The organism is Streptomyces sp. NPDC005202 (assembly GCF_040608235.1).
GTDB lineage: Bacteria > Actinomycetota > Actinomycetes > Streptomycetales > Streptomycetaceae > Streptomyces.
The window spans coordinates 100,457-124,983 of record NZ_JBEXHW010000002.1; the positions used below are offsets into that span (position 1 = coordinate 100,457).

Annotated in this window: 18 protein-coding genes and 2 pseudogenes; 5 read left to right on the forward strand and 15 right to left on the reverse strand. The window is 72.6% G+C overall.

Annotated elements, in window-relative coordinates; genetic code table 11:
* Positions 1 to 114 precede the first annotated feature (114 nt).
* Genes ligD through ABZV31_RS04185 form a run of 3 tightly spaced genes read right to left on the reverse strand, consistent with a single transcriptional unit; the run spans position 115 to position 4,360 of the window.
* A complete protein-coding gene (gene ligD, locus ABZV31_RS04175) occupies positions 115 to 1,038 on the reverse strand; it encodes a non-homologous end-joining DNA ligase (protein WP_355887847.1) in 924 nt (307 codons plus the stop codon).
* Complete coding sequence (locus ABZV31_RS04180) at positions 1,035 to 2,882, reverse strand: transketolase (protein ID WP_355887849.1); 1,848 nt, start codon at positions 2,880 to 2,882, stop codon at positions 1,035 to 1,037. The genes ligD and ABZV31_RS04180 overlap by 4 nt, the downstream gene beginning before the upstream one ends.
* A complete protein-coding gene (locus tag ABZV31_RS04185; protein ID WP_355887851.1) occupies positions 2,879 to 4,360 on the reverse strand; it encodes an NAD(P)/FAD-dependent oxidoreductase in 1,482 nt (493 codons plus the stop codon). Before ABZV31_RS04185 ends, ABZV31_RS04180 begins: the two co-directional genes overlap by 4 nt.
* Before the next feature lie 240 nt (positions 4,361 to 4,600).
* On the opposite strand from ABZV31_RS04185, the pseudogene ABZV31_RS04190 reads away from it, so the two are divergent.
* Positions 4,601 to 5,562, forward strand: a pseudogene (locus ABZV31_RS04190) (LLM class F420-dependent oxidoreductase).
* An 87-nt stretch (positions 5,563 to 5,649) separates the two neighbouring features.
* Here ABZV31_RS04190 and ABZV31_RS04195 read toward each other — a convergent pair.
* Both ABZV31_RS04195 and ABZV31_RS04200 read right to left on the reverse strand, forming a co-directional pair.
* Positions 5,650 to 6,723, reverse strand: a complete 1,074-nt coding sequence (locus tag ABZV31_RS04195; protein WP_355887854.1) for an SDR family oxidoreductase — start codon at positions 6,721 to 6,723, stop codon at positions 5,650 to 5,652.
* Between the two features lie 6 nt (positions 6,724 to 6,729).
* Positions 6,730 to 7,212, reverse strand: a complete 483-nt coding sequence (locus ABZV31_RS04200) for a phage holin family protein (RefSeq protein WP_355887857.1) — start codon at positions 7,210 to 7,212, stop codon at positions 6,730 to 6,732.
* 242 nt (positions 7,213 to 7,454) lie between these two features.
* On the opposite strand from ABZV31_RS04200, the gene ABZV31_RS04205 reads away from it, so the two are divergent.
* Entirely contained in the window at positions 7,455 to 7,775 is a 321-nt protein-coding gene (locus ABZV31_RS04205) for a hypothetical protein (RefSeq protein WP_355887859.1), read from the forward strand.
* An 81-nt stretch (positions 7,776 to 7,856) separates the two neighbouring features.
* Entirely contained in the window at positions 7,857 to 8,204 is a 348-nt protein-coding gene (locus tag ABZV31_RS04210; RefSeq protein WP_355887861.1) for a VOC family protein, read from the forward strand.
* Positions 8,205 to 8,219: 15 nt separating this feature from the next.
* Here the strand turns inward: ABZV31_RS04210 and ABZV31_RS04215 are convergent, their stop codons facing one another.
* Positions 8,220 to 10,250 (reverse strand): DUF5107 domain-containing protein, encoded by a 2,031-nt coding sequence (locus tag ABZV31_RS04215; RefSeq protein WP_355887863.1) that lies wholly within the window; start codon positions 10,248 to 10,250, stop codon positions 8,220 to 8,222.
* A gap of 79 nt (positions 10,251 to 10,329) precedes the next feature.
* Here ABZV31_RS04215 and ABZV31_RS04220 point away from each other — a divergent pair.
* Positions 10,330 to 10,499 (forward strand): annotated as a pseudogene (locus ABZV31_RS04220) (DUF6204 family protein); the annotation flags it as partial.
* Here the strand turns inward: ABZV31_RS04220 and ABZV31_RS04225 are convergent.
* Positions 10,471 to 11,022, reverse strand: coding sequence for a GNAT family protein (locus ABZV31_RS04225; RefSeq protein WP_355887865.1), 552 nt, complete (start codon positions 11,020 to 11,022; stop codon positions 10,471 to 10,473). The pseudogene ABZV31_RS04220 and the gene ABZV31_RS04225 sit on opposite strands and share 29 nt — an antisense overlap.
* Positions 11,023 to 11,096: 74 nt before the next feature.
* Between ABZV31_RS04225 and ABZV31_RS04230 the strand changes: the two genes are divergently transcribed.
* On the forward strand, positions 11,097 to 11,252 hold the full coding sequence (locus tag ABZV31_RS04230) for a hypothetical protein (protein ID WP_355887867.1): 156 nt from the start codon (positions 11,097 to 11,099) through the stop codon (positions 11,250 to 11,252).
* A 149-nt stretch (positions 11,253 to 11,401) separates the two neighbouring features.
* Here the strand turns inward: ABZV31_RS04230 and ABZV31_RS04235 are convergent, their stop codons facing one another.
* From ABZV31_RS04235 to ABZV31_RS04270, 8 genes are all read right to left on the reverse strand, one after another.
* Positions 11,402 to 12,325, reverse strand: a complete 924-nt coding sequence (locus tag ABZV31_RS04235) for an LD-carboxypeptidase (RefSeq protein ID WP_355887870.1) — start codon at positions 12,323 to 12,325, stop codon at positions 11,402 to 11,404.
* 19 nt (positions 12,326 to 12,344) lie between these two features.
* Entirely contained in the window at positions 12,345 to 14,330 is a 1,986-nt protein-coding gene (locus tag ABZV31_RS04240; protein WP_355887873.1) for a prolyl oligopeptidase family serine peptidase, read from the reverse strand.
* 16 nt (positions 14,331 to 14,346) lie between these two features.
* On the reverse strand, positions 14,347 to 15,651 hold the full coding sequence (locus tag ABZV31_RS04245; protein ID WP_355887876.1) for a M20/M25/M40 family metallo-hydrolase: 1,305 nt from the start codon (positions 15,649 to 15,651) through the stop codon (positions 14,347 to 14,349).
* On the reverse strand, positions 15,644 to 16,477 hold the full coding sequence (locus ABZV31_RS04250; RefSeq protein WP_355887879.1) for a M55 family metallopeptidase: 834 nt from the start codon (positions 16,475 to 16,477) through the stop codon (positions 15,644 to 15,646). Before ABZV31_RS04250 ends, ABZV31_RS04245 begins: the two co-directional genes overlap by 8 nt.
* A 106-nt stretch (positions 16,478 to 16,583) precedes the next feature.
* Entirely contained in the window at positions 16,584 to 17,717 is a 1,134-nt protein-coding gene (locus ABZV31_RS04255) for a glycosyltransferase family 4 protein (protein ID WP_355887882.1), read from the reverse strand.
* Positions 17,714 to 20,590, reverse strand: coding sequence for a bifunctional glycosyltransferase family 2 protein/CDP-glycerol:glycerophosphate glycerophosphotransferase (locus ABZV31_RS04260; RefSeq protein ID WP_355887885.1), 2,877 nt, complete (start codon positions 20,588 to 20,590; stop codon positions 17,714 to 17,716). The genes ABZV31_RS04255 and ABZV31_RS04260 overlap by 4 nt, the downstream gene beginning before the upstream one ends.
* A 153-nt stretch (positions 20,591 to 20,743) precedes the next feature.
* On the reverse strand, positions 20,744 to 21,469 hold the full coding sequence (locus tag ABZV31_RS04265; RefSeq protein ID WP_355887887.1) for a class I SAM-dependent methyltransferase: 726 nt from the start codon (positions 21,467 to 21,469) through the stop codon (positions 20,744 to 20,746).
* A 404-nt stretch (positions 21,470 to 21,873) separates the two neighbouring features.
* Positions 21,874 to 24,387 (reverse strand): SpoIIE family protein phosphatase, encoded by a 2,514-nt coding sequence (locus tag ABZV31_RS04270; RefSeq protein ID WP_355887889.1) that lies wholly within the window; start codon positions 24,385 to 24,387, stop codon positions 21,874 to 21,876.
* Positions 24,388 to 24,527 lie beyond the last annotated feature (140 nt).

The window sequence follows — 24,527 nt, forward strand, 5'->3', positions numbered from 1 at the left end:
GTTCGACATGGCCACCTCTGCGTCTCGGGTGGCCGCCAGGTCCTTGGCCAAACATTCAGCGGCCGTGCTTCGGTCACACGTCCGCAACGCACCTGGTCAGTGGCGGTACGCACGTCAGCCACGCAGCGCGTCGAGGCGGCGCCGCGCCGGCCCCAGGGCGCGGCCGCGGCTCATCACTCCGGCCCAGGGGTTGGCCCGGGCCTGATCGACGGCGTCGGTGACGGTCCAGCGGCGGGGGCCGAGGCCCGGGTCGTCGAGCTGGTCCCAGGAGACGGGGACGGCGACGGGCGCGCCAGGCCGGGCGCGGACGGTGAAGGGAGCGACCGCGGTCTGCGCGTAGGCGTTGCGCTGCACGTCGAGGTAGAGGCGGTCGCCACGGTCCTTTTTGCGGGCGGCCGTGGTGAGCCGGTCGGGGTGGCCGGCGGCGAGCAACTCGGCGACGTCCCGGGCGAATTCGCGCACCTCGTCGAAGTCCGCGTGCCCGTCCAGGGGCACGATCACATGCAGTCCGCGCGAGCCGGTGGTCATGAGCGCCGAGGGGAGCTTGAGCTCGTAGAGCAGCTCGCCCAGCAGCCGCGCCGCCTCGCGCACGGGCGCGAAGTCGTCCCCGCCCGGGTCGAGGTCGAAGACCATCCGGTCCGGCCGTTCGATACGGCCCACCCGGGACAGCCAGCGGTGCAGGGTGACGCACGCCTGGTCGGCGAGGTACACCAGGGTGGCCGTGTCGTCGCAGACGGTGTGCGTCACCGTGCCGCCCTCTTTGGCGACCTCCGCCCGGGTGATCCAGTCCGGGTAGTTCTCCGGGGTGTTCTTCTGCATGAACACCGGGCCGTCCAGGCCGTCCGGGCGCCGCTCCAGCATCAGCGGGCGGCCGCGCAGGTGGGGCAGCATGAACGGCGCGACGGACCGGTAGTAGTCGACGAGGTCGGACTTGGTGTACTCCTTGGCGTCGCCGTCACCGGGGAAGAGCACCTTGTCCGGACGGTGCACTTGAACCGTGCGCCGACCCGCCCGCACCGTCCGCACATCGTCGCTCACCGCACCACCGCCTCTTCCACCAGCAGTCGCACGGACGCCGCGATCGACTCGGCGTCGATGCCCGCCGCGTGCAGCTGCTCGGCCGGACTCGCCGAGCCCGGCATCGTACGGACCGCGAGCCGCACCAGGCGCGGCACCGGGCGCCCGTCGAGGAAGGCGTCGAGGATCGCGTCCCCGAGGCCGCCCTCCTCGCGGTGGTCCTCGACGGTCAGCAGACAGCCGGTGTCCTCGGCGGCATGCCGCAGCGTGGCCCGGTCGACGGGCTTGACCGAGTACAGGTCGATCACCCGGACCGCGATGCCCTCCTGCTCGAGGGCGTCGGCGGCGGCCAGCGCCTCGGCCACGGTCACGCCCGCGGCGACGATCGTCATCCGGTCCCGGTCGGAGGAGCGCAGCACCTTGCTGCCGCCGACCGGGAAGTCCTCGTCCGGCCCGTAGATCACCCGGCTCTCCCCGCGCGAGGTGCGCAGATAGCGGATGCCGTCCAGGCCCGCCATCGCGGCGACGAGCTTCGCGGTCTGGTTGGCGTCGCACGGGTACAGCACGGTCGAACCGTGGATCGCCCGCATCATCGCCAGGTCCTCCAGGCCCATCTGCGAGGGCCCGTCCTGCCCGATCGCCACGCCCGCGTGCGAACCGTTCAGGTTGATGCCGGAGCCGCTGACGGAGGCCATGCGCACGAAGTCGTGGGCACGCGTCAGGAAGGCCGCGAACGTCGAGGCGTACGGCACCCAGCCGCGCCGGGCGAGCCCCACCGCCGCCGCGACCATCTGCTGTTCGGCGATGTAGCACTCGAAGTAGCGGTCGGGGTGTTCCTTGGCGAAGAACTCCGAGCGGGTGGAGTCGCCGACCTCGCCGTCCAGGGCCACGACGTCGCCGCGTGCGGTGCCGAGCGCGGCGAGCGCCCGGCCGTAGGCGTCGCGGGTGGCGACCTCCTCCCCCGTCTCCCAGCGGGGCAGTTCGAGGCTTCCGTCCCCCACGGCGTGCAGCGACCGAACGGTCGGCGGCTCGTGCACGTGGACGCGGAGGTCACGGACGCCGCCGAGCTCCTCGATCGCCTCGTCGGCGTTCTTCAGCGGCTTGCCGTGCAGTCCCTCGCGGTCCTCGGTGTCCTTGACGCCCTTGCCCTTGAGGGTGCGGGCCACGATCGCGGTGGGCTGCCTGGTCGTGGAGATCGCCTCGCCGTAGGCGCGGTCGATGGCGTCCACGTCGTGGCCGTCGATCTCGATCGTGTGCCAGTCGAAGGCCCGGAAGCGGCGGGCGTAGGCGTCGAGGTCGTGGCCGTGCCGGGTGGGGCCGCGCTGGCCGAGCCGGTTGACGTCGACGATCACGACAAGGTTGTCCAGGTGCTCGTAACCGGCGTGCTCCGCGGCCTCCCAGATCGAGCCCTCGGCCATCTCGCTGTCGCCGCACAGCACCCACACGCGGTAGTCGGCGCGGTCCAGCCGCTTGCCGGCCAGCGCGATCCCGACGCCGATCGGCAGGCCCTGCCCGAGGGAGCCGGTGGCCGTCTCCACCCACGGCAGCCGCTGCGGCGTGGGATGTCCCTCCAGGCGGCTGCCCAGCTTGCGGAAGGTGAGCAACTCCTCGTCGTCGATGGCGCCGGCCGCCTTGTAGGCCGAGTACAGCAGCGGCGAGGCGTGCCCCTTGGAGAGCACGAAGCGGTCGTTGCCCGGGTACTCGGGGCGGTCGAAGTCGTAGCGGAGGTGGTGGGCCAGCAGGACGGCCATCAGATCCGCGGCGGACATGGAGGACGTCGGGTGCCCGGAGCCCGCCGCGGCGGCGGCCCGCACGCTGTCGACGCGCAACTGCTGCCCGAGTTCGACGAGTTCGGCGGTGTTCATGAGTCTCCTTCCGCGGGGTTGTCGTCACGCTTGACCGGGCCGGGGGCGGGGTGCGTTTCGGAGGCCTCGGAGGCGGGCTGGTTGCCGGCGGGCTCGGGGCCGGGCTGGTTCTTGGCCGCCTGGGGTCCCGAAGCCGTGCTCGCGCCCGTGCCCGCGCCCGCCGGCCGCTCCGGCGGGCCCGGCAGACGCGCCAGCTCTGGCGACGCGGTGTCCAGCGGCACCGACCAGGACCGTACGAGCCCGAGCTGGACGGCCTGGCGCGGCAGGACGGCGTCCAGCAGCCAGTCCGCGGCGACGCGGACGCGGTTGCCCGGCATCGCCGCGAGGTGGTAGCCGCGGGTGACCGCACCGGCGAGCGGACCCGACAGCGGGATGCCGAACGGGTTGGCGGCGGCCTGCGCGCCGCCGAGGTCCACGACGAAGCCCACGTCGCGGTGGCGGTAGGGACGCGGTTCGCCGGCACCGAGCGAAGCGGCGATGTTGTGGGCGGCGGTCTTTCCCTGCCGCCAGGCGTGCTGGGCCGTCATCGGCGTGTACTGGCCGGGCTTCTCCAGGTCCGGCACGGCGGCCGCATCGCCGCACGCGAACAGTTCGGGCCGGCCCGGGACCTGCAGCGTCGGCTCGACGAGCAGGCGGCCGCGTTCCATGGGCAGTCCGAGGGACTCGACGAGCGGGTCGGGCCGCACGCCCACGCACCACACCAGGGTGCGGGTGTCGACGAACTCGCCGTCGGTCAGCAGCACCCCGTGGAAGGTGGCCTCCTTCACGGACGTGCCCATCCGTACGTCGACGCCCCGCTGACGCAGTACGCGGTCGGCGGTGCTCGAGAGTCGTTCGTCCAGTTCCGGCAGGACGCGTTGGGCGATGTCCAGCAGCAGCCAGCGAGGCTGCATGCCCGTCCGCAAGGGGTGCTTGCGCACCAGTTCGTAGGTGAACATCTCGCCCTGTGCGGCGACCTCGGTCCCGGTGTACCCGGCCCCGACCACCACGAAGGTGCACCGGGCGGTGCGGCTCTTGGGATCGTCCTCCGAAGCGGCGAGCTCCACCTGGCGGGTGATGTGATCGCGCAGGTAGAGGGCCTCGGGCAGGCCGCGGAATCCGTGCGCGTGCTCGGCGACGCCGGGGATGGGCAGCAGCTTGTTCACGCTGCCGGCCGCGAGCACCAGCCGGTCGTACGTCAGTGTCCCGACGTTGCCCTCGGGGTTGGTGTAGTGCACGGTGTGCGCGTCGAGGTCGATGTCGTCGGCCTCGCCGAGGACCAGGCGTACGTGGCGCAGGGTGCCGGCGAGGGAGACGGTGACCCGGCGGGGTTCCAGGATGCCGGCGGCGACCTGGGGCAGCAGGGGCAGGTACAGGAAGTAGTCGGTGGGGTTGAGCATGATGATGTCGGCCCTGCCCCGGGCCAGCCGGGACAGGGCGCGGGCCGTCCGGTAGCCGGCGAAGCCGGCACCGACGATCACGATGCGGGGTCGACTCACGGTTCGCCTCCGGCGCTGTCGCTGTACCCGGTACGGAGCTTTCCGCGTCCCCCTGGCCGGGGTACCCAAACGTGCGCCGGGGCCGGGCACCCATGCGCCGGGCCGGAGCACCCGGACGTCCGCCGGGCGGGGACGCCCGCGCGGAGCGCCCGCCGGGCGGGGGCGCCCGCCGGTTTCCGCCACGGCCGCCGGGTACTCGGAACGGCGACCCACCCGCCCACGTCGCGGAGGTATCCCCCCATGCCCGAGTACGGCTACTTCCTGTCGTGCGAGGAGTTCGGTCCGGCGGACCTCGTCGAGCAGGCGAGGATGGCCGAACAGGCCGGATTCCAAGCACTGTGGATCTCGGACCACTACCACCCGTGGAACGCCGCGCAGGGGCAGAGCCCGTTCGTGTGGTCGGTGATCGGGGCGCTGTCCGAGGCGGTCTCCCTGCCCATCGAGACGGCCGTGACCTGCCCGACCGTGCGGATCCACCCGGCGGTGGTGGCGCAGGCCGCCGCGACCAGCGCGGTGATGACCGGGGGCGGGTTCCGTTCCGGCTCGGCGTCGGCACCGGCGAGGCGCTGAACGAGCACATCTTCGGCGACAGGTGGCCGCCGCTGCACGTACGGCTGGAGATGCTGGAGGAGGCCATTCAGGTGATGCGCCGGCTGTTCACCGGCGAGGAGGTCAACCACCACGGCACGCACTACACCGTCGAGAACGCCCGCCTCTACACCGTCCCCGACGAGCCCGTCCCGATCGACATCTCCGGCTTCGGCCCGAAGGCCACCTCGCTCGCCGCGCGCGTCGGCGACGGCTACGTCACGATGATGCCGCGGGAGGAGATGGTCACCCAGTTCCGCAAGGGCGGCGGAGGCGCCAAATTGGTCAGCGGCGGCACCAAGGTGTGCTTCGGCGCCGACCGCGAGGAGTGCGTCCGCACCGTGCGCAAGCTCTGGTACAACGAGCTGCTGCCCGGCGAGATGGGCCAGGTGCTGCCCTCGCCGCGTCACTTCGAGCAGCTCCGGCCGCTGGTCACCGAGGACATGGTCCGCGACAACGTGGTGTGCGGCGACGACGTGGACCAGCACGTCGCCACGCTCACCGAGTTCGCCGACGCAAACTTCGGCCGGATCTACGTCAACCAGATCGGCCCCGACCAGCACGGCTTCTTCGACTTCTTCCGCACGAAGGTGTTGCCGCAGCTTCCGCAGTGACCACCGCCCTCGGGCACAGAAGTGCCGCGGCACCTGCTCCTGGGTGCCGCGGTTCCTTTTGCCCCCGACTCTGCGCGGTTCCGTCCCTCACGCCCGCCGCGACGGCGCCCGGCCACGCGACGGCGACCGGCCACGACGGCGCAGCCCGGCGGCGACCGCGGCGCCCATCCCGCAGGCCAGCAGGCCCGCACCGACCCGCCCCCGGTTCAGCGAGACCCATTCCTGCTTGCTCGCCGGCGTCGCCTCGGCGTCGAAGCGCCCGTGGGCGCCGTGATCGTGTCCGTGCGGCCCGTCGGCCGGGCTCCACAGGTTGCCGGTCCCTCCGTGCTCCCCCGCGTCCTGCTGTGCCTCGTACCCGGTGCGCGCGAGGTACCGGTCGAGCACCCCGGGAGCCACCGCGTTGGCGATCAGCGTCGCCACCGTCGAGCCCCCGACCCAGTACTCCCGCCGCCGCCCGTGCGAGGCGGCGTGCACGATCGCCCGCGCGGCCACCTCCGGCTGGTACACGGGCGCCACGGGGCGGGACCGCCCCGGCAGCCGGTTCAACACCCAGTCGAACTGCGGGGTGTTGACCGCGGGCAGCTGCACCATCGTCGTCCGCACCCGGCTGCCGTCGTGCAGCAGCTCGCAGCGCAGCGACTCGTTGAAGCCCTGGACGGCGTGCTTGGCCCCGCAGTACGCGGTCTGCAGCGGAATCCCCCGGTAGGCGAGCGCGGAGCCGACCTGCACGATCGTCCCGCGGTCGCGCGGCAGCATGTGGCGCAGCGCGGCCCGGGTGCCGAACACGTAGCCCAGGTACGACACTTCGGTCACCCGGCGGTACTCGTCCGGGGTGATCTCGGTGAACGGGGCGAAGACCCCGGCGAAGGCGTTGTTGACCCAGACGTCGATGCGTCCGAACGCGTCGGCGACCTTCTGGGCGGCGTCCTCGACTGCCTTCGCGTCGGCCATGTCGACGGGGACGACGAGCGCCTCACCGCCGGCGCGCTGCACCTCGTCCGCGGCCGCCGCGAGCCCCTCGTGTCCCCGGGCCAGCAGGGCGACCCGGTCGCCGCGGGCGGCGAAGGCCAGGGCCGCGGCCCGGCCGACGCCGCCGCTGGCCCCGGTCACCACCACGGCCCTGCCGCGGTCGGGTCGTGCCCCGCTCCAAAGCCTGGCCACCGGACCTCACGCCCGGTGGTGCGTCTCGGGGTCGATGTCCTCCGGGCGCGGCGGCCGGGCCCCGGGCTCGACGGGCGGCACCGGCGGGTAGGGCGCGTCGCTCAGCCCGCCGGGAGGACCGGCGCGGGAGGCGCCGCCGTGCGCGCGGTCCCGCTCGGCGGCCGGTTCCGCGGCGCCCTGCGGCGTGGGCCGGGACGCGGAGGGCCGCGCGGCGCCGCGCAGCGCGTACGCCACGGCGCCCAGGATCGCCGCGGTGATCAGCGCGGCCGCCCAGTCCGGCAGGCCGATTGCGAGGGCCAGGCCCAGGGCGAGGGCGAGGGCCGCGCCCGCGTACAGGGCGACGGCGCCGGACGCGGCGTACACCATGGCCGTGCGGCGCTGCTTGCGAGTCTGCTGGCGCAGTTCGTCGCGCACCGTCTCGCGCGCCACCTCCGCCAGTTCGTCGACCAGATGTTTGTCCAGGTGCTCCAGGTGATCCAAGCGGTCCATGACCCGCGGGTACCCGCACAAGGGTGCGCATAACGCCGTCCACCGCCCGGTCGTAGGAGGGCGTACGCCCCCGCCGTACCGGCGCGTACAGGGCCGTCGTACCCGCGTCGGAGTCGTCGCTACCGGCGCGTAACCCCGCGGGCCCCGGGTACCCGCCCCACATCGACGGCGGCGAGCTGGTCGTCAAGGACCGCATCGAGGAGGAGGAGAAGGCCAAGCAGGCCCTCTCCCGCCTGGACGACATGGACCCCGACTCGCCGGAGTTCCTCGACCGGTTCGCGGCGCTGCGCCAGGACGTGCTGGCGCACGCCGAGAACGAGGAGCAGTACGAGTTCGCGCACTTCAACCGGGTCGCCGACCGCAGGAAGCTGGAGAGCCTGGCCCGCGCGGTGCAGGCGGCCGAGGCCCTAGCGCCGACCCGCCCCCACCCTTCGGGCGGGGGGACCCCCATCTCGCTTCGCTCGCACCCGGGGACCGACACAGCGCTGAAGAACGTGGCGGTGGGCCCGGTCGCGGCCGTCATCGACCGCACCCGGGACGCCGTCCGCAAGGCGATGGGCTGACACCCCGCACTCCGGCGGCCGGGGCAGGGCGATCGAGTGAAACGATCTCCTCCCCGGCCGCCCCCAACTAGGCTCGTGCGCATGGAGATTCTGGGAGCCTCGCTGCGCATCTGCGTCGACGATCTGGAGACCGCGGTCCCCTTCTACGAACGTCTCGCGGGCGGCAGAGCTCTCCGTTTTGAACGCGGCGGCGTCCAGGTGGCCGCGGTCGGCTGCTTCCTGCTGATGAGCGGCCCCGAGTCCGAGCTCGAGGTGCTGCGCAAGGTGGCGGCGACGATCGCCGTCAAGGACGTCGACGAGGCCCACCGGGTCCTGACCGAGCTCGGCGCGCGCATCATCGCCGGCCCGGTCTCGACCCCGGCGGGCCGAAATCTGATCGCGATGCATCCCGACGGGGCGGTGTACGAGTACGTGGACCGCCGGGGCTGAGCCCCGGGCGCCCTCTCAGGGGGAGGGCGGTCGCATACGGAAGTCGTAGCGCTCCGGCAGCTCCTCGTCGCTGATCCGCGACCACAGCCGGCCGATGGTCTCGTCGCCCTCCCGCAGGTCGGCAACCTCGAAGCCCTCGTCGAAGACGGCCCGCGCCGCCGCGCGCCGGCCCTCGGCGAGCAGCAGCTCGGCCCCGAGCAGCCGGAACCGGCCGCGCGCCCGGGTCGCGGGGTCCACCCGCTCCCACACGGCGCGCGCGTCCGCCGGGCGCCGGACCCTCAGCAACGCCTGGATCGCCTCGCGGCCGAGCGCGGCGGTGACCGCCGTCCACTGTTCGCCGTCGATGGGGGTACCTCCCCCGCCGTCGAGGCAGGGGGAGAGCCGCTCGTGACACAGGTCGTCGAAGGCCTCGGCATACCGGTCGGCGGCCCGCTCGTGGTTCCCGGCCTCCTGGTCGGCGACGGCGAGACAGCGCAGCAACGGCCAGACGTAGCGGGCGAGTTTGAGCGCCCGCTCCCAGCTGCGCACCGCCTGCGCCCGGTCCCCGGCGTGCCACTGGGCGACGCCGAGGTGGTACTCGGTGAGCGGAGTGGCGGGCGCCGCCTCCAGCATGTCCCGCCAGTGCGGGGCGACGAGCGTCTGGCCGGGCGGCCCGCCCCGGCGCGACTCCGGGAAGGACCCGGAGCGCAGCAGCTCCCGCCAGGGTGCCTGGGCCTCGCCAATCGTGGACTCGGGGAAGGGAGTGCCCGGCAGCTTCCAGCCGGCGCGCAGCACTTCGAGGGCGCCCCAGCCGGAACCGACGGCGAGGATCTCATCGGGTTCGGCGTCGGCGAGCGGCTTCCAGGCCTCGTACGCGGCGTCGACGTCGGCGCGCGGCAGAGCGGAGTCGAGCCGTGCCTCGGTCCGCCGCAGGACGTCGCCCCACTCCCCCTCCGGCGGCGGCGCGCTCAGCGGCCCGTAGGCCTCCAGCCACGCCACCTCGCTCTCCGCCTCCAGCGGGACGTGCTCCAGCTGCGTGCGGGCGAGTCCGGCCTGGATCTCGCAGTATCCGCCGGTGCCGGGCTCGGTGAGCCACTCCTGCCAACGCCGCCCGCCGGGCCCGGAGCCCCAGACGAACAGCTTGCGGCCGCGCAGCACGTCGGTCGACGTCTGCACCAGGCCGTAGCCGTCCTCGTCGAGCGCGGCGATCCAGCGGCGTTGCCCGTCGGGCACCTCGTAGAAGTAGTCCGCGGCGAAGGTGCTGTTCAGCGGATACGTCCGGTCGATTCCGTCGTACGTCGGCACCGGCACGCCGCGCAGCCGGCGCTCGTAGCCGATGGGAGTACCGCCCACGCCGTCAGGGCAGTGGGGGAGCCAGGCTACGTCAGCTGGTGCGAGCACCCGGCGCTCCTCGGGCACGGCGGTGTTGGACCACCAGTAGGTCGGCACCGGCTTCTCGTGCGGATTGCGGATGCGGACGCCGACGTAGAGGAAGTCCGAGCCCTCCGGCAGCCACAGGTCGACCTGGAAGGGCAGGTCGCGCAGCCGCTCCCACTCCCACAGGCGCAGCATCCGGCCGCCGTCGGGGGCGGGGACGCGGGCGGCGTGCAGGGGCGAGCAGGAGAGGGTGGTGTGGCCGGTGGCGCCGATGTTCCATTCGATGCCGCCGGAGAACCAGGCGCCGTTGAGGGCGAAGTTGGCGGGCTGGAACACCGGGTTGCGGTAGAGGAGTTCGCGTCCGGTCCGCTTGTGGACAAGGGAGGCGACGCGGCCGCCGAGGCCGGGGAGCACGGTGGCGCGCAGCCGGTCGTTCTCGAGCACGAGGGCGTCGATGCCGCGGGGTTCGCGCGTTCTGCCGTAGCCGTCGCGGACGCGCACCGGCAGCAGACTGTGCAGCGGCGCGTGACCGACCTGCCGGGCCATGTCACGCGGCAGCTCCTGCTTGTCCCGGTCCTCAATGTGGTGGACCTCGTCGAGCGGCCGCAGCGGGGGCAGCGGGTTGTCCGGCCCCAACTCCGCGGCGAACAGCGTCAGTACCTCACGTCGGATCGTGGTCACGATGACCATGGAACCCGGTCACCCGTGAGCTGACCAGGGGAGCCGCCGGTCAGGATTCCGCAAAGGCGGGCACGAGGATATTCCGGCGGTGTCCGACGTGGAGGACGGTGAGGAGATGACGGCGGCGATCGCGGCGACAGCAAAGGACCGCGCCGAGACCAGCCTGCGCGGCCTCGGCTACGGCTTCCGCGACCTGAGGTCGACCGTCACGGACCTGGACACATGAAGATCAACCGGAAGTCCGCATCTCGGCGGTGATCGCCCATCGCTCGTGGTCCCGCCAGGCCCCGTCGACGTAGAGCATGTTCGGCGAGAACCCCTCCAGACGGAAGCCGCAGCTGCGGGCGAGAGCGATCGACGCGGTGTTGCGGGGCTGCACGTTGATCTCCAGCCGGTGCAGCCGCATCGGTCCGAAGGCGTACCCGACGACAAGGTCCAGCCCTTCGCGCATCAGCCCGCGCCCGGCGGCGTGCGCGAAGGCGCCGTAGCCCAGCGCTCCGGACCGGAAGGCGCCCTCGACGATGTTGTTGATGTTGATGAACCCGGCGAGGGCGCCGCCGTCCTTCTCGCAGACGAGGAAACCGGCCTTCGTCGGGTCCTCGATCAGTCGTCCCGCGTACGCGGCGTAGGCCTCGGCGGTCGCCGGCGGGAACAGCCACGGGTGGTGCAGGTCCTTGCTCTCCCGGACGCGGGCGGTGAACTCGGTGCCGTCCTCGTAGGTGAAGTGGCGTATGCCCACGCGGGGGCCCTCGGCGAGATAGCGGGAAGCGATGTGCGGCATCCCGCCACCCTACGCGGACCCGCCGATTCCTCCGAAGGGCTCAGTCCCGCACCACCGGCAGCTCCAGCAGCCCGGTGTCCCTGGGCGCGCTGACCACCGTCACCGGCTTGATCCCCCGGCTGCCGAAGTACGCGTCGCCGCTCGCCGCTCGCCGCTTCTGGCTGAGCGCGGGGATGCGGTCGGCGGTCGCCCAGGTGTGGTTCGGATCGGTGGTCCAGTCCCGGTGGTAGGCGAAGTCCGGGCCCGTGTCGACGTTCTTGTGCTTGCGACGTTCTTGTGCTTGCGACGTTCTTGTGCTTGCGACGTTCTTGTGCTTGCGACGTTCTTGTGCTTGCGCAGATAGCGGTTGCAGGAGTCCGTCGCCTTGCGTGCGGCCCGGTCAGCGCAGGGCGGGCTCGTCCAGCGTCAACGTGCCGAGGTCGGCGTCGAGTTCGGCTGAGACCCCGAACGGAATCGTCAACGCCCCGTCGCAGTGCCCGAATCCGAACTCTTCGACGACGGGAACGCCGAGGCCACCGAGCCGGTCGGCGAACACCGCGCGCAGCTTCTCGTAGGGACCGCACCCGTGCCACGACCCGAGCGCGATCCCCGCGACGCCGTCCAGCCAGCCGGCGCGCAGGAGTTGGGTCAGGATCCGGTCGATGCGGTACGCCTCCTCGCCCACGTCCTCCATCATGAGCAGTCCGCCATGGGCACCGCTCCGGGCGTGGGGCGTGCCGAGCTCGGCCGCGAGCAGGCTCACGCACCCGCCGAGCGTGACGCCGCGCGCCCGCCCGGGGACGAAGGCGGTGCCGCCGGAGGCGATCGTGCGGACCGTCTCCGGCGCGAAGAGCGTCGCCTTGAGGTGGTCCTGGGCCCGCGCGTTCTTGATGAAGTCGATGCCGGCCGCCATCGGCCCGTGCAGCGTGACGAGGCCGAGGCGGGTGGCGAACGCCTCGTGCAGCGCGGTGATGTCGCTGAAGCCGACGAACACCTTCGGTCCGGCGGCCCGCATCGCCTCCCAGTCGAGCAGGTCGGCCAGGCGCTGCGCACCGTAGCCGCCGCGGGCGCACAGCACGGCGTCCACGGACGGGTCGCACCAGGCGGCCTGCAGGTCGGCGGCGCGGTCCGCGTCCGTGCCCGCCAGGTAGTCGAAGGTGCCGTGCCGGTCGAGCACATGGGGCGCCACCACCGGGTCGAGGTCCCAGCCGCGCAGCACGTCGAGCCCGGCCTGCAGCCGCTCCTCGGGCACGGGCCCGCTGGGTGCGACGACGGCCACGCGGGCGCCGGGGGCGAGTCGGGTCGGGCGCAGGAGCTCTCTCACGTGTCTCTCACTCGTTCTCTCACTTGGTCAGCTCCAGCGTAGGCACCCCGGACGGGCTCAGCCCGAACACCTGGGCGTACAGGGAGAGTTCCGACTCCAGTGCGCGCACCATGGTGTCGGCCCGCCGGAAACCGTGCCCCTCCCCCTCGAAGGCGATGTACGCGTGCGGCACCCTGCGGCCCTCCAGACGGGCCAGGAACCGCTCGCACTGCGCCGGCGGGCAGATCACGTCCTCCAGCCCCTGAAGCAGCAGGAAGGGCACGATGATGCGGTCGGCCTGCTCGGCGGGCGAGCGCTCCGCGTACCGGCCGGGCACCTCGGCGAGCGGTCCGACCAGGGTGTGAAGGTACTGCGACTCGAAGTCGTGGGTCTCCCCCGAGGCCCAGGCGGTCAGGTCGAGGATCGGGTAGATGATCGTGCCGCAGGCGTAGACGTCGGTGCTGGCCAGGGACACGGCCGCGGTCCAGCCGCCCGCGCTGCCGCCCCGGATGGCGAGCCGGGCGCGGTCGGCGGTGCCCTCGTCGGCGAGGGCGAGCGCGACAGCCGCGCAGTCCTCGACGTCGACGACGCCCCACTGCTCGCGCAGCCGGTTGCGGTACTCCCGGCCGTGCCCGGTCGAGCCGCCGTAGTTGACCTCGGCGACCCCGATGCCCCGCGAGGTGAAGTAGGCGATCTCCAGGTCGAGCACCAGCGGAGCCCTGCTGGTGGGTCCGCCGTGCGCCCACACGACGTACGGCGGCAGCTCGCCGCCGGGCGCCACGCACCCGGGATGGTGGGGCGGATAGATGTGGGCGTGGATCTCGCGTCCGTCCGGTCCGGTGAAGGTGCGGATCTGCGGCTCAGGGTAGTACGCGGGGTCGACCGGGTCGTCGTGGGCGGCGCCGATCACCCGGGCCCGGCCGGTTCTGGTGTCCAGTTCGACCACCTCGTACGCGCTGCGGGGGCCGGCGCCGACGGCGACGACCCGCTCGCCGTGCGCCGCGAGGGTGGCGTCGAACTCGGTCCAGGGGCCCGCCGCGTCGACGACCTCGCCCGTCGCCGGGTCGAGTACGCCGAGGGCGGTGGCCCCGCGGCCGTGCACGACGGCGACCAGGCCGTTGTCCAGCGGAGCGAACCAGCGCTGGCCGAGTTTCCAGAGCGCTCCGCCGAACTCCTCCTCGCGCGGGCACAGCGGCCGGCCGCCCCGCTCTTCGCGCCTGCCCACGGGCTCGCCGTCCCGGTACAGGTTCCACCAGCCGCTGCGGTCGCTCGCGTACAGCAGCGAGCCGTCGGCGGCCCAGTCCACCTGGGCGATCGACTCGTCGGCGCCGCCGGCGACGGTCCGCGGTTCGCCGAAGGAGCCGTCGTCGCCCACCTCGGCCAGGACGACCTCCGTACCGTCCCACGGCATCCGGGGATGGTCCCAGGCCAGCCAGGCCGCGTGCCGCCCGTCGGGCGAGAGGCGGGGGCCGGTGACGAACCGGTGGCGGTCGTCGGTGAGCTCGCGCACCGCGGCCCGGTCCTCGGCCGCCGAGCCGTCCAGCGGGACGGCGGCGAGGACGCGCCGCACGTCCGTGGGTCCCTCGCCGGTGAACTCCTCCAGCACGCACCAGACTTCGTCGTGTTCCGGCCGCAGCTGCGGGTCCGCCCAGCGCAGGCCTCCGCCCACCGGGGACACGGGCGTGAGCGGGCGCGGCTCGCTGCCGGGCTCGTACCGGTAGAGCCGCTGGTCGGCGAAGTTCACGAACACCACCAGCGGCACGCCGTCCTGTTCGGCCCCGGCCCAGGGCCGGCCGCCGTACTCGATGACCCTGCTGCGCACGTTCCACGGCTCGGGCAGGACCGACTCCTCGGTGCGGTCGGCGCGCCGCCGCACCAGCGTCCGCCGCCCGCCCTCGGTCGGCCGCGGCTCGGTCCACCACGCCTCGTCGCCCACGAAGCCCACGAACTCCGGCTTGCCGTCGTGCGCGGCGGCGAGGGCCGCGTCGATGGGCGAGGGCCACGAACCGTACGGCAGGATCTGCACGTTCTCCCCCACTCGTCTAGGCCGTCCGCAGGAAGCGGTCGAGGACACGGACGCCGAAGTGGAGCGCCTCGACGGGGACGCGCTCGTCGACTCCGTGGAACAGGGCGTGGTAGTCGAAGCTCTCCGGCAGCTTCAGCGGCGAGAAGCCGTACCCGGTGATGCCGAGGCGGGAGAACTGCTTGGCGTCCGTGCCGCCCGGCATGCAGAACGGCACCACGTGCCCCTCGGGTGCGAACGCCTCGACCGCGGCCCGCATCGACGCGAAGGTGGCCGAGTCCACCGGCGCCTCGAGCGCCACCTCACGGTGGTGGAATTCCCACTCCACGTCCGGGCCGGTCAGCCGGTCGAGGGTGGCGCGGAACTCGTCCTCGCCGCCGGGCAGGTACCGCCCGTCGACGTGTGCGACGGCCTCCCCCGGGATCACGTTGATCTTGTAACCGGCCTCGAACATCGTGGGGTTGGCGCTGTTGCGGATCGTCGCCTCGACGAGCCTGGCGGCCGGGCCGAGCTTCTCCAGGAGCGCGTCGACGTCCCGCAGGTCCGTGTCGATGCCGTACAGGGCGGCGAGTTCGGTGAGGGCGGCGCGGACGGTCGGGGTGAGCCGCAGCGGCCACTCGTACGCGCCGATCCGGGCGATCGCGGCGGCGAGCCGCGTCACCGCGTTCTCCCGGTTGACCCGGGAGCCGTGTCCGGCCCGTCCGCGCGCGGTGAGCTTCAGCCAGGCGGTGCCGCGCTCACCGGCCGCGATCGGGTAGATCTGCCGGCCGGCGCCGTCGTGGAAGGTGAACGCGCCGGACTCGCTGATGCCCTCGGTGCAGCCCTCGAACAGCGCGGCGTGCCGGTCGGCGAGGAAGGCGGAGCCGTCCTCGGCGCTGGCCTCCTCGTCGGCGGTGAAGGCGATCACCACGTCGCGTCGCGGCCGCAGGCCCTGCCGGGCCCAGGAGCGGACCACGGCCACGATCATCGCGTCCATGTTCTTCATGTCGACCGCGCCCCGGCCCCACACGACCCCGTCGCGGACCTCGCCGGAGAACGGATGCACGCTCCAGTCCTCTGCCTGTGCCGGCACCACGTCCAGGTGGCCGTGGACGAGCAGCGCGTCCGCCGACGGGTCGGTGCCCTCGATGCGGGCAACGACGTTGGTCCGGCCCGGGACGCGCTCCAGGAGCGTGGGGTCCAGGCCCGCCCCGGCCAGTTGCTCGGCGGCGTACTCGGCGGCCGGGCGCTCCCGGCAGTCACCGTCGCCCCGGTTGGTGGTGTCGATCCGGATGAGGTCGGACGTGAAGCGGACGACCTCGTCCAGCGCCTGCGCGTCAGCCATACTGCTCCTCCACCGCGGCCGAGACGATCGTGGTGACGGCCTTGAAGGTGCGGATTCCCTCGTACATGGTGGCGCTGGTGTAGGCCACCTTGCGCTCCCCGATGCGGTCCACGCCGGGCACCACGGTGGCGGCCATCGCCAGGTGCTCGGCGTCGAACTCGAGCGCGATGGTGAACGGGCCGCCCTGGACCGGTTGGTGACGGACCGCCAGTGCGGCCGCCTCCTTGGCCGCCGCGCGGATGTCGGCGGCGGTGCGGGTCGGCGTGCGGCACACGGCCGCGTACCGCGACACATGGTCCTTGACCGCGACCTTCAGCGCCTCGGGCGCGTATCCGAGCGCGTCCTCGCAGGCCACGTCGTCGCCGGTGACCAGGACGACGGGCACGCCGTACTCGGCGACCACGTGCGCGTTCAGGAGCCCCTCGCTCGCCCGTACGTCGTTCAGCCACACCCCGGTGATGGAGTTGGCGAGGTAGGTGTGGGCGAGGACGCCCTCCATGCCGGCGCCCGCGTGGTAGCCGACGAAGGCGATGCCGTCCACGTCGCCGTGCTGCACGCCCTCCACCATGGACAGCGACTTGTGTCGCCCGGTGAGCATCTGCGCCCGCTCGTCCAGCCGCTCCAGGAGCAGATTGCGCATGGTCCAGTGGGCCTCGTTGATCAGCACCTCGTCGGCGCCGCCGTCGAAGAAGCCCCGCACGGCGGCGTTGACGTCCGAGGTGAACATCGAGCGGCACCGCTCCCACTGGGATGTCCCCGGCAGCACATCGGCCGGCCAGGTCACACCGGTAGCGCCCTCCATGTCGGCGCTGATGAGGATCTTCATGCCGCCTCACGCTACGCGTTTGTGCGGAACCCCGGCCAGGCCTGTGGAAAACTCTCACCGGCCCAGACCAATGACGCCCCGGCCACCGCGGTGCCGGGGCGTCTCCTCAGCGTTCCAGGAAGTCGAAGAGCTCTTCCCAGCGGCTGGTGATGACGTCCGGGTCGAAGCGCTGCACGTTCCGCAGGGCCTGATCGCCCATGGAGTCGCGCAGTTGTTCGTCGGACATCAACCGCACGAGGTGGCGGGCGAGTTCGGAGGTGTTGCCGGGGCGGGCCAGCAGACCGTCCTCGTAGTGGGTGACGATCTCGCGGACGCCGGGCGCGCAGTCGAACGCCACGCAGGGCACGCCGCAGGCCATCGCCTCCAGCAGCACGAGCGGGAAGCCCTCGCCGCGGGAGGACTGGACGAAGACGGAGGAGGCACGCAGCGCCCCGGGCACGTCGTCGGTCTGCCCGGCGAAGTCCACCGAGTCGTCGAGTCCGAGCTCCGTGCACTGCCGCTTGAGGACCTCCTCGGCCTCTCCCCTGCCGTAGATGCGCAGGGTCCAGCCGGGCTCCTTCGGCGCCGCCTCGGCCCATGCGTCCAGGAGCAGGTCGACACCCTTCTCGTGAGAGAGCCGGCCGATGCTCGCCACCACCTTCTCGGTGCGGGGCGACGGCGTGACGGGCACGATCGGCAGCGGGTTGGGCATGAAGCCGACGTTGTTCATGCCCTCGCCCACCCAGCGGTCGGCGTCCTCCTGGGTGAGGGCCAGCATGCGGTCGACGTTCTTGTAGTGCCTCTTCACGCGCTGGAAGCGGGAGGACTTGCGCGCCGTGTCGAAGGACTCGTGGGTCATGCCGATGACGCGGTGTCCGGCGGTGTCCGCGAGCGCCACCCACTCCATCGCCCACACCTGGGTGACGACGATCATGGCGCCGGGCCGGGCGGCGCGGAACAGCGCCGAGAGCCGGTCGGCGGCGGCCCGCATGTGCGCCTCGTGACGGCGGACGGCCGGGTCGACGGGGCCGAGCAGGCGGCGCGGCTTGGGGCGGCCGGGCGGCCGCCGGGCGTACAGCGTCACCGTCTCGAACGGCGGGTCCTCACCCAGGTCCATCGGGTGGTTGGCCGGGGCGATGCCGACGAGCCGAACCCGGTGGCCGCGTCCGGCCAGCAGCTTGGCCATCTGGGCCTGCCAGCGGCCCACGCCGCCGAGTTCGTTGACCTCGTTGGCCACGAAGAAGATGTCACGCTGGGTCATCGGGCCTCTCCCGCAGGTCCGAAGAAACGGTCCACGATCTGTGCCGCGGCATCACCGCGGTCGTACTCGCCGTACTTGTCCACGAACTCCTTCAGCCGCGCCTCGTACTTCGTCTGGACGGCGGTCAGGTCGTCGATCACGGCGAAGAGTTCGTCCTCGGTGCGCGGGACGGGTCCCGGCGCCTCGGCAAGGAGGTCGAAGTACGTGCCGCGGGTGTCCTGGGCGTACTCCTCCCAGTCGTGGGCGTAGAACACAAGGGGGCGTTGCAGCAGCGCATAGTCGAACATCACCGAGGAGTAGTCGGTGATCAGACCGTCGGCGAGCAGCATCAGCGGGGTGATGTCCGGTTCGGCGCTCACGTCGATCACGCGTCCCGCCACCGACGGCGGCAGCGTGAGCCGGTTGAGGTAGTGCGCCCGCACGAGCAGCGTGTACTTCTCGCCGAAGCGTGCGGCGAAGCGCTCGACGTCGAACGGGAACTCGAAGCCCCGTACCCGGCCATCGGGACCGGCGCGGAAGGTGGGCGCGTACAGCAGCACCCGACGGCCCGGGTCGATGCCGAGGCGTTCGGCGAGCCGCTGCGCCTGAGGGTCGGGCGCGGCTACCTCCCGGGCCCGTACCAGGGCGTCGTTGCGCGGATAGCCGGTGCGCAGCAACTTCTCCTCGGGGATGCGGTAGGCGCGGGCCAGGGTGCGCACGTCGTGCTCGCTGCGCACCACGAAGTGGTCGAAACGGTCCAGGGCCTTCTGGTAGGCGCGCTGTTCCTGCTCGGACATCATCCGGTGGGTGGGCTCGTCGAAGCCCATCCGCTTCAGTGCCGAGCCGTGCCAGGTCTGGATGTAGGTGGTCTCCGGGCGCTTGGCGAGCCGCAGCGGGTAGCCCTGGTTGTCGATCCAGAACTCGGCCTGGGCGAGCGCCCTGAGGTAGCGCCAGGACCACCGGCGGACCAGCTCGACACCCTCCGGGAAGCCCTGGGGGCGGTCACCGGCGTACGACCAGATGGGTGTGATGGGGACGCCGCGGCGCCGCAGCTCCTCGTAGATGGCCCGCGGGCTGTCGCTGTACTGCTTGCCGAGGTGGCTCTCGAAGACCACCGTGCCCTTGCGGACCGGCAGCTTGCGCAGCATGCGGTCGTAGACCTGGAGCTTGCGGGTTCCGGAGTTGAGGTCCCGGCGCACGGCCCGGAGCTTGCGGTAGGCGCTCTTGGCGGCCCGCGCGGGGCGGCTGTGCAGGTTGCGGTCCACGGCGGCCCGCCCGGTGCGCGCGACCTGGCCGTGCTGGGTGAGCCGGAAGGCGAGGTGTCCCTTGGCGGACACCTGCGCCTCGAGCCGGTCCGCCATGAGCCGGGTGAGCCGGGGGCGGACGGGCACGGCCTCGGCGTGCTCCAGGTCGACGGTGCCGACGGTGAGCCGGCTCGTGGTCCGCTTGCCGTCCGCCGTGAGGTGCAGCCGGACGTCCCACACGTCGTCGACGATGCCCAGCGGCCTCAGCCGCCGGGCCAGCGGGACCTCGGCCCGCCAGGCGATCACGTCGCCCTCGTGGCGCACCACGGGCACCGGGAAGTGGAAGGTCTGCAGGCTGCGGCGCCGGGCGCGGAACTCCAGCTCGGCCGTGAGCTGCGCGTCCTGGGCGATCGTGTGCAGCGGGTTGACGATCTCGCCGGCGAGCACCACGTCGCCGCCGCTGGCCGCGTAGTCGGTGAGCCGGTTGCGCAGGGCCATCTGGTTCAGCGGCCTGGCGTGGTAGCCGAGGGTGGTGACGTCCAGGACGGCGCGCATCTTCGGGTCGTCCAGGTAGCGGTCGGTCCAGTAGATCCGGCCGTCCCGCTCGACCAGCGGCGCGGAGATCTTGTGCCGGTTGATCAGCGTGTCGATGGCCGGCATCAGGTCGGTCCAGTCCTCGCGCAGCAGCAGCTGGGCGCAGATGGCGTGCACCCGGTCGAGCTCGTCGTAGGCCGCCTCCGGGAAGTCCTGGACGTAGCCCCGGGCCAGCTCGGCGAAGCGGTGCCGGTAGTCGTCGTCGAGGAACGGCAGCTCCCGCAGGTACAGCACGAGGTCGTGCTTGAGGAACTTGATGTCCTTGCGCAGCTTCAGCTCGTCGAGGCGCCGGCGCTCCAGGATGGCGTCGATACGGCGGTGGATCTCGACGCGGTCGGCGAAGTTGCTGATCTCGCGGCGCCGGTTGCTGATCGACTTGACGGCGGTCTTCTCGACGACGTTCCAGAAGTAGACCGTGTTGGGGATGAGGGTGATCCGGCGCGCGGCCAGGTAGGCCTGCGCCGAGAAGAGCAGGTCCTCGTAGTGGATGCCCCGGGGGAAGGTGAGGTCGTTGTCGAGGAGGAACTCGCGCCGGTAGCACTTGTTGGTCGACAGGGTGTCGAAGACGAACAGGTCGGGCAGCTCGGCGGCGGAGTCGAGGGTGCGGGTGCCCCGGTACAGCCAGGGGTACCAGGGGACCCGCTTGTCGTGCCGGCTGTCGGTGTGCACCCGGATGCACAGGCCCGACACCAGGTCGGCGCCGGTGCGGTCGGCGGCCTCGATCATGTTGCGGCACGCGTTGCGTTCCAGGGTGTCGTCACTGTCCAGGAACATGACGTACCGCCCGCGGGCCACCTTGACGCCCTGGTTGCGGGGCTCTCCGCAGCCGCCGCTGTTCTCGGCGAGCCGGATCGCCCGGACCCGGTCGGGGTGGGCCGCGGCGAGCGCCTGCGCGACCTCATGGGAGCCGTCCGTCGAGCAGTCGTCGGCAATGATCACTTCGACATTCCGCAATGTTTGGTCGAGGACGGAACCGACGGCCGTCGGAAGTCGCTCTTCATCGTTGTAGACGATGACCACAACACTGACGTCCGGCTCGGGCGCGACGGTCGACACGGCCACCTCTCGTCTCTGTTCCGTTCCGTGTGCGGCAGGTGAACGCAACCCTACATGTTGTAGGGATCACGGAAGTCCCCGCCCCCTCCAAACTACGTCAATGCGACAATACGCCGCCCCACTGACACGCAGAGGGCTTCCGGTCCGGGGCCGTCACCAGGTGCGCCCCGCCACGAGCCACTTCGACGGCAGCTCGATCGGGGTGCCGTCGGGCGCGAACTCGGTGGTCGTCAGTGGGAGATCGCCGCTCGCGAGGACGGTGAGACCGGCCGCGCGGAGGTACTCCGGCACGGCGTCGTCGGCCACTTCGCCGGGGGCGATGCCGTGCCGGAAGATCGGCGCGAGCTTGGGCGGCGGGCCGGCGGGGCTGTGGGCCAGGCCGCCCAGGATCGCGCGGGCGGCCTCGGAGAGCTCGACGATGAAGGCCCGGCCGCGCTCGCCGACGAGGGCGGCGATCCCGTCGATCATCGGCTGCCGGTCGTCCGGCTCGCACTGGTGCAGCACGCCCCGCATGTAGACGTTGGCGTCGCCGAGCTCGGCGTGCAGGGTCTCGGCCTCGCCCTTCTCGGCGGCGTTCAGGCCCCGGTACGTGGCCTGGCCGACCGGGTCGGCGTGCCGGGCGTGGTCGAGGGCCGCCTCGGCCAGGTCGGCGCCGACGACGTGCGGGAAGCGGTCGGCGAGGAAGCGGGTCTGGGTTCCGTTGCCGCAGCCGAGGTCGACCAGCGGCAGACCGGGGTCGGTCAGGTGCGGTTCGAACAGGGGCAGATGGAGGCCGGCGGTCAGCGCGGGCTCCGCGTCCCAGAACACCGCCCCCGGTTCGTCGGGCGCCTCGCGCCAGAAGCCCTCCCAGGCCTCCCGGTACCGACTCGTCACGCTCATGCCCAACTCCCCAGGGTGCGAAGCCGATCCGCCATAAGTGACGGGCCAGTACGGTGTATCGCGACGGGGTCACGGTCACAAGCGCCCGGCGTATTCCTTCACGGCGCGTGCGACCTGCGCCCGCGGTCGCACGCCCGGTGCGCCCCGCGGGGGCGTGGGTGGGCCTCGCCGTGAAAGGGCGGGCTGTCCGCCGCTCACGCCCGCGGATGTCACCCTCGGCGCGAACCGCTCTGCCCCGTGCTCGCGGCGGACCCACAGGAGCAGCCCACGCCGGGGCGCCGCCGGCCGGCGGCTCGCCTGCGGATGCAAGCCTCAGGCGAACTCGGCGGCCCGTCCCGTGCTCGCGGCCGGTCCCGTGCCCGTGGCCCGGCGTCGTGTCCGCGCACCCGGGTCCCTCACGGGCGTCAGCGCCTCGGCAGCGTCAGTTCGAACCGGACGGTCTTGCCGGTGCTCGCCCGGCTGGCGCCCCACTCGCGGGCGAGGGTGCTGACCACGCGCAGTCCGCGCCCGGACTCGTCGCCGGGACCTGCGCTCAGCAGCGTGGGCAGGTCGTGGTCGTCGTCGTCCACCTCGCACAGCAGCGTGTCGCCGCGGATGAGCCGCAGCTCGACGGGACGGCTGTGGGAGTGCCCTACGGCGTTGGTGACGAGCTCGCTGACCATCAGCTCGGCGGAGTCGGCGAGCCTGGCCAGGCCCCACTCGTGGAGTTGCTCCCGGACCACGGCACGGGCGCGGCCCACCTCCGCGGGGTCGAGGGCGAACCGCCACTCGGCGACGTCGTCCGGCTCGATGCCGTTGAGGCGGGCCATCAGCAGGGCCACGTCGTCCTTGCGCCCGCCTCGCGTGTTGAGGGCGCGGATGATCGTGTCGCAGGCGTCGTCCATGGATGCGGCCGGGTGGGCCGCGGACTCGCACAGCGTGGCGAGCCCGACACCGATGTCCTCGCCGCGCACCTCGACCAGCCCGTCGGTGCACATCACCAGCCGGTCGCCGGGCTCCACGCGCACGCGTACCGCCTCGAAGGGCACCCCGCCGACACCGATGGGCGCCCCCGTGGGCAGGTCGAGCAGCTCGCTACGGCCGTCCTCGGCGCGCACCAGGACCGGTGGGATGTGGCCCGCGTTGGCGAGGTGCAGCTCGCTCGTGATCGGGTCGTAGACGGCGTACAGGCAGGTCGCGAGATAGGTGTCGCCGAGCCGCTGGGCGAGGTCGTCGAGGTTGCGCAGCAGCTGGGCGGGCGGCAGGTCGAGGGCGGCCATGGTCTGTACGGCCGTACGCAACTGGCCCATCATGGCGGCCGAGTTGAGGCCATGGCCCATGACGTCGCCGACGACGAGGGCGGTGCGGGCGCCGGGCAGTTTCACGGAGTCGAACCAGTCGCCGCCGACCCGGCCCAGCAGCGTGCCGGGCAGGTACCGGGTGGCGATGTCGCAGCCCGCCCGGCGCGCCGGGATGTGCGGCAGCATGCTGTCCTGGAGGGTCTCGGCGACGCTCTCCTGGTAGGTGTACATGCGGGCGTTGTCGAGCACGAGGCCCGCGCGGGCGGCGAGTTCGGCGCCGGTGACCTTGTCCATGTCGTTGAACTCGGCGCGCTCGGGGTGGCGCAGCAGGATCATGAAGCCGAGGACGACGTTGCGCGCCTTCAGGGGCACGACGAGCATGGAGCGGCCCGTGATCAGGGGCCGGATGTCGCGCTTTTCGAACTGCGAGGCGATGGCGTGGCCCATCTCCTCGCTGATGCGCGGTACGAGCACGGGCTCGCCGGTGGTCATGCACTGGAAGAACGGCGTGTGCGCCGGGAACGGCATGGCCTCGCCGACCGGGACGACGTCGTCCCAGCGGCCGGGTTCGTCGGTGTGCTCGACGGCGACCCGGTGCCACATGGTGGTGGTGTCCGGCACGCCTTCCGGGAACCCCTCGCCGGCCACGACCTGTTCGCGCAGATAGGTGCCGGCGACATCGGTGAAGCGCGGGACGACGGCCCTGCTGACCTCGATGATGGTCTTTGCCAGGTCGAGCGAGGTGCCGATGCGGCCGCTGACCTCGTTGAGGAACTCCAGGCGCTCGCGCACGGCGGCGTACTCGAGGTCCTCTCCCTCGTCGTCGGCCGCCTCCTCCGGCACGGGCAGGCCCTGTGCCACGGCCCGTGCGGCCCGCTCGCGGCGCGCCTTGCGCTCGGCCCGCCGGGGCACGCCCCAGTCGGGGGTGACGGGCACCCGGTCGTTCTGGCTGAACTCCAGGACCGGGTAGCCCAGTTCGAGGACCTGCGCGACGATGCGGGCGCTCTCGTCGACACTCATGCTGGGCAGGATCTCGGGCAGCCGGCGGGCGAGGTCCTCGGCGCCGGGAAAGTCGGTGTGCAGGGCGAACGCGGGCGCGATGCGCTCGAACGGCCCGGCTTCGTCGGCCTCGTCGTGGTCGTGGTGGCGCAGTCCGTCCGCGTCGGCGGCGAGTACCAGCAGCCGCTCCCGGCCGGGGCCCACCAGCGGGTACGCCCACCACAGGACGTCGGCCCTCCCCCACCCTTCGGGCGGGGGGACCCCCCTCTCGCTCCGCTCGCGCTCGGGCACGGTGAGACGGGCATGGCCCGCGGCCGGATAGGACAGCCGCCCGTCCAGGGAGGACTCCAGGTCGGGTCCGAGTCCGTCGTAGGCGGCGTGCACCCGGTACGGGGTGTCCTGGGCCTCCTCGGACAGCGCGCCGGAGACGGGGAGCAGGTCGACAGCCGGCCGGCCGATCGCCTCCTCCTTGGGGGTGCCGAACAGCCGCCGCGCGCCCCTGCTCCAGTGGGACACCAGGCCGTCGCGGTCGACGACGACCACGGCCAGTGGGACACGGCCGGCCGCGATGCCTCCCGTCACCGCGCCGTCCCCAGCTCCGCGGCTGGGAGGTGTGTCCCTCTCGGTGCCACGGTGCATGGCCAAGGCCCTCTCTCTCCCCACGGCTCCGCAAGATCTGCTCCCCCGCCCACCACCGTACGGCGGCGGCCGGTTGCGATGTGTGGCAAATCTGGAATTGGTTTCAGCGGGGCGCACCGGCGCGCAGACGCGCGCCCCCT

Coding starts and splice junctions, on each gene's coding strand:
- ABZV31_RS04180 (WP_355887849.1), bottom strand. CDS start 2,882: ATGAACACCGCCGAACTCGTCGAACTCGGGCAGCAGTTGCGCGTCGAC.
- ABZV31_RS04200 (WP_355887857.1), bottom strand. CDS start 7,212: ATGGACCGCTTGGATCACCTGGAGCACCTGGACAAACATCTGGTCGAC.
- ABZV31_RS04205 (WP_355887859.1), top strand. CDS start 7,455: ATGGACCCCGACTCGCCGGAGTTCCTCGACCGGTTCGCGGCGCTGCGC.
- ABZV31_RS04210 (WP_355887861.1), top strand. CDS start 7,857: ATGGAGATTCTGGGAGCCTCGCTGCGCATCTGCGTCGACGATCTGGAG.
- ABZV31_RS04215 (WP_355887863.1), bottom strand. CDS start 10,250: ATGGTCATCGTGACCACGATCCGACGTGAGGTACTGACGCTGTTCGCC.
- ABZV31_RS04225 (WP_355887865.1), bottom strand. CDS start 11,022: ATGCCGCACATCGCTTCCCGCTATCTCGCCGAGGGCCCCCGCGTGGGC.
- ABZV31_RS04245 (WP_355887876.1), bottom strand. CDS start 15,651: ATGGCTGACGCGCAGGCGCTGGACGAGGTCGTCCGCTTCACGTCCGAC.
- ABZV31_RS04250 (WP_355887879.1), bottom strand. CDS start 16,477: ATGAAGATCCTCATCAGCGCCGACATGGAGGGCGCTACCGGTGTGACC.
- ABZV31_RS04255 (WP_355887882.1), bottom strand. CDS start 17,717: ATGACCCAGCGTGACATCTTCTTCGTGGCCAACGAGGTCAACGAACTC.
- ABZV31_RS04265 (WP_355887887.1), bottom strand. CDS start 21,469: ATGAGCGTGACGAGTCGGTACCGGGAGGCCTGGGAGGGCTTCTGGCGC.
- ABZV31_RS04270 (WP_355887889.1), bottom strand. CDS start 24,387: ATGCACCGTGGCACCGAGAGGGACACACCTCCCAGCCGCGGAGCTGGG.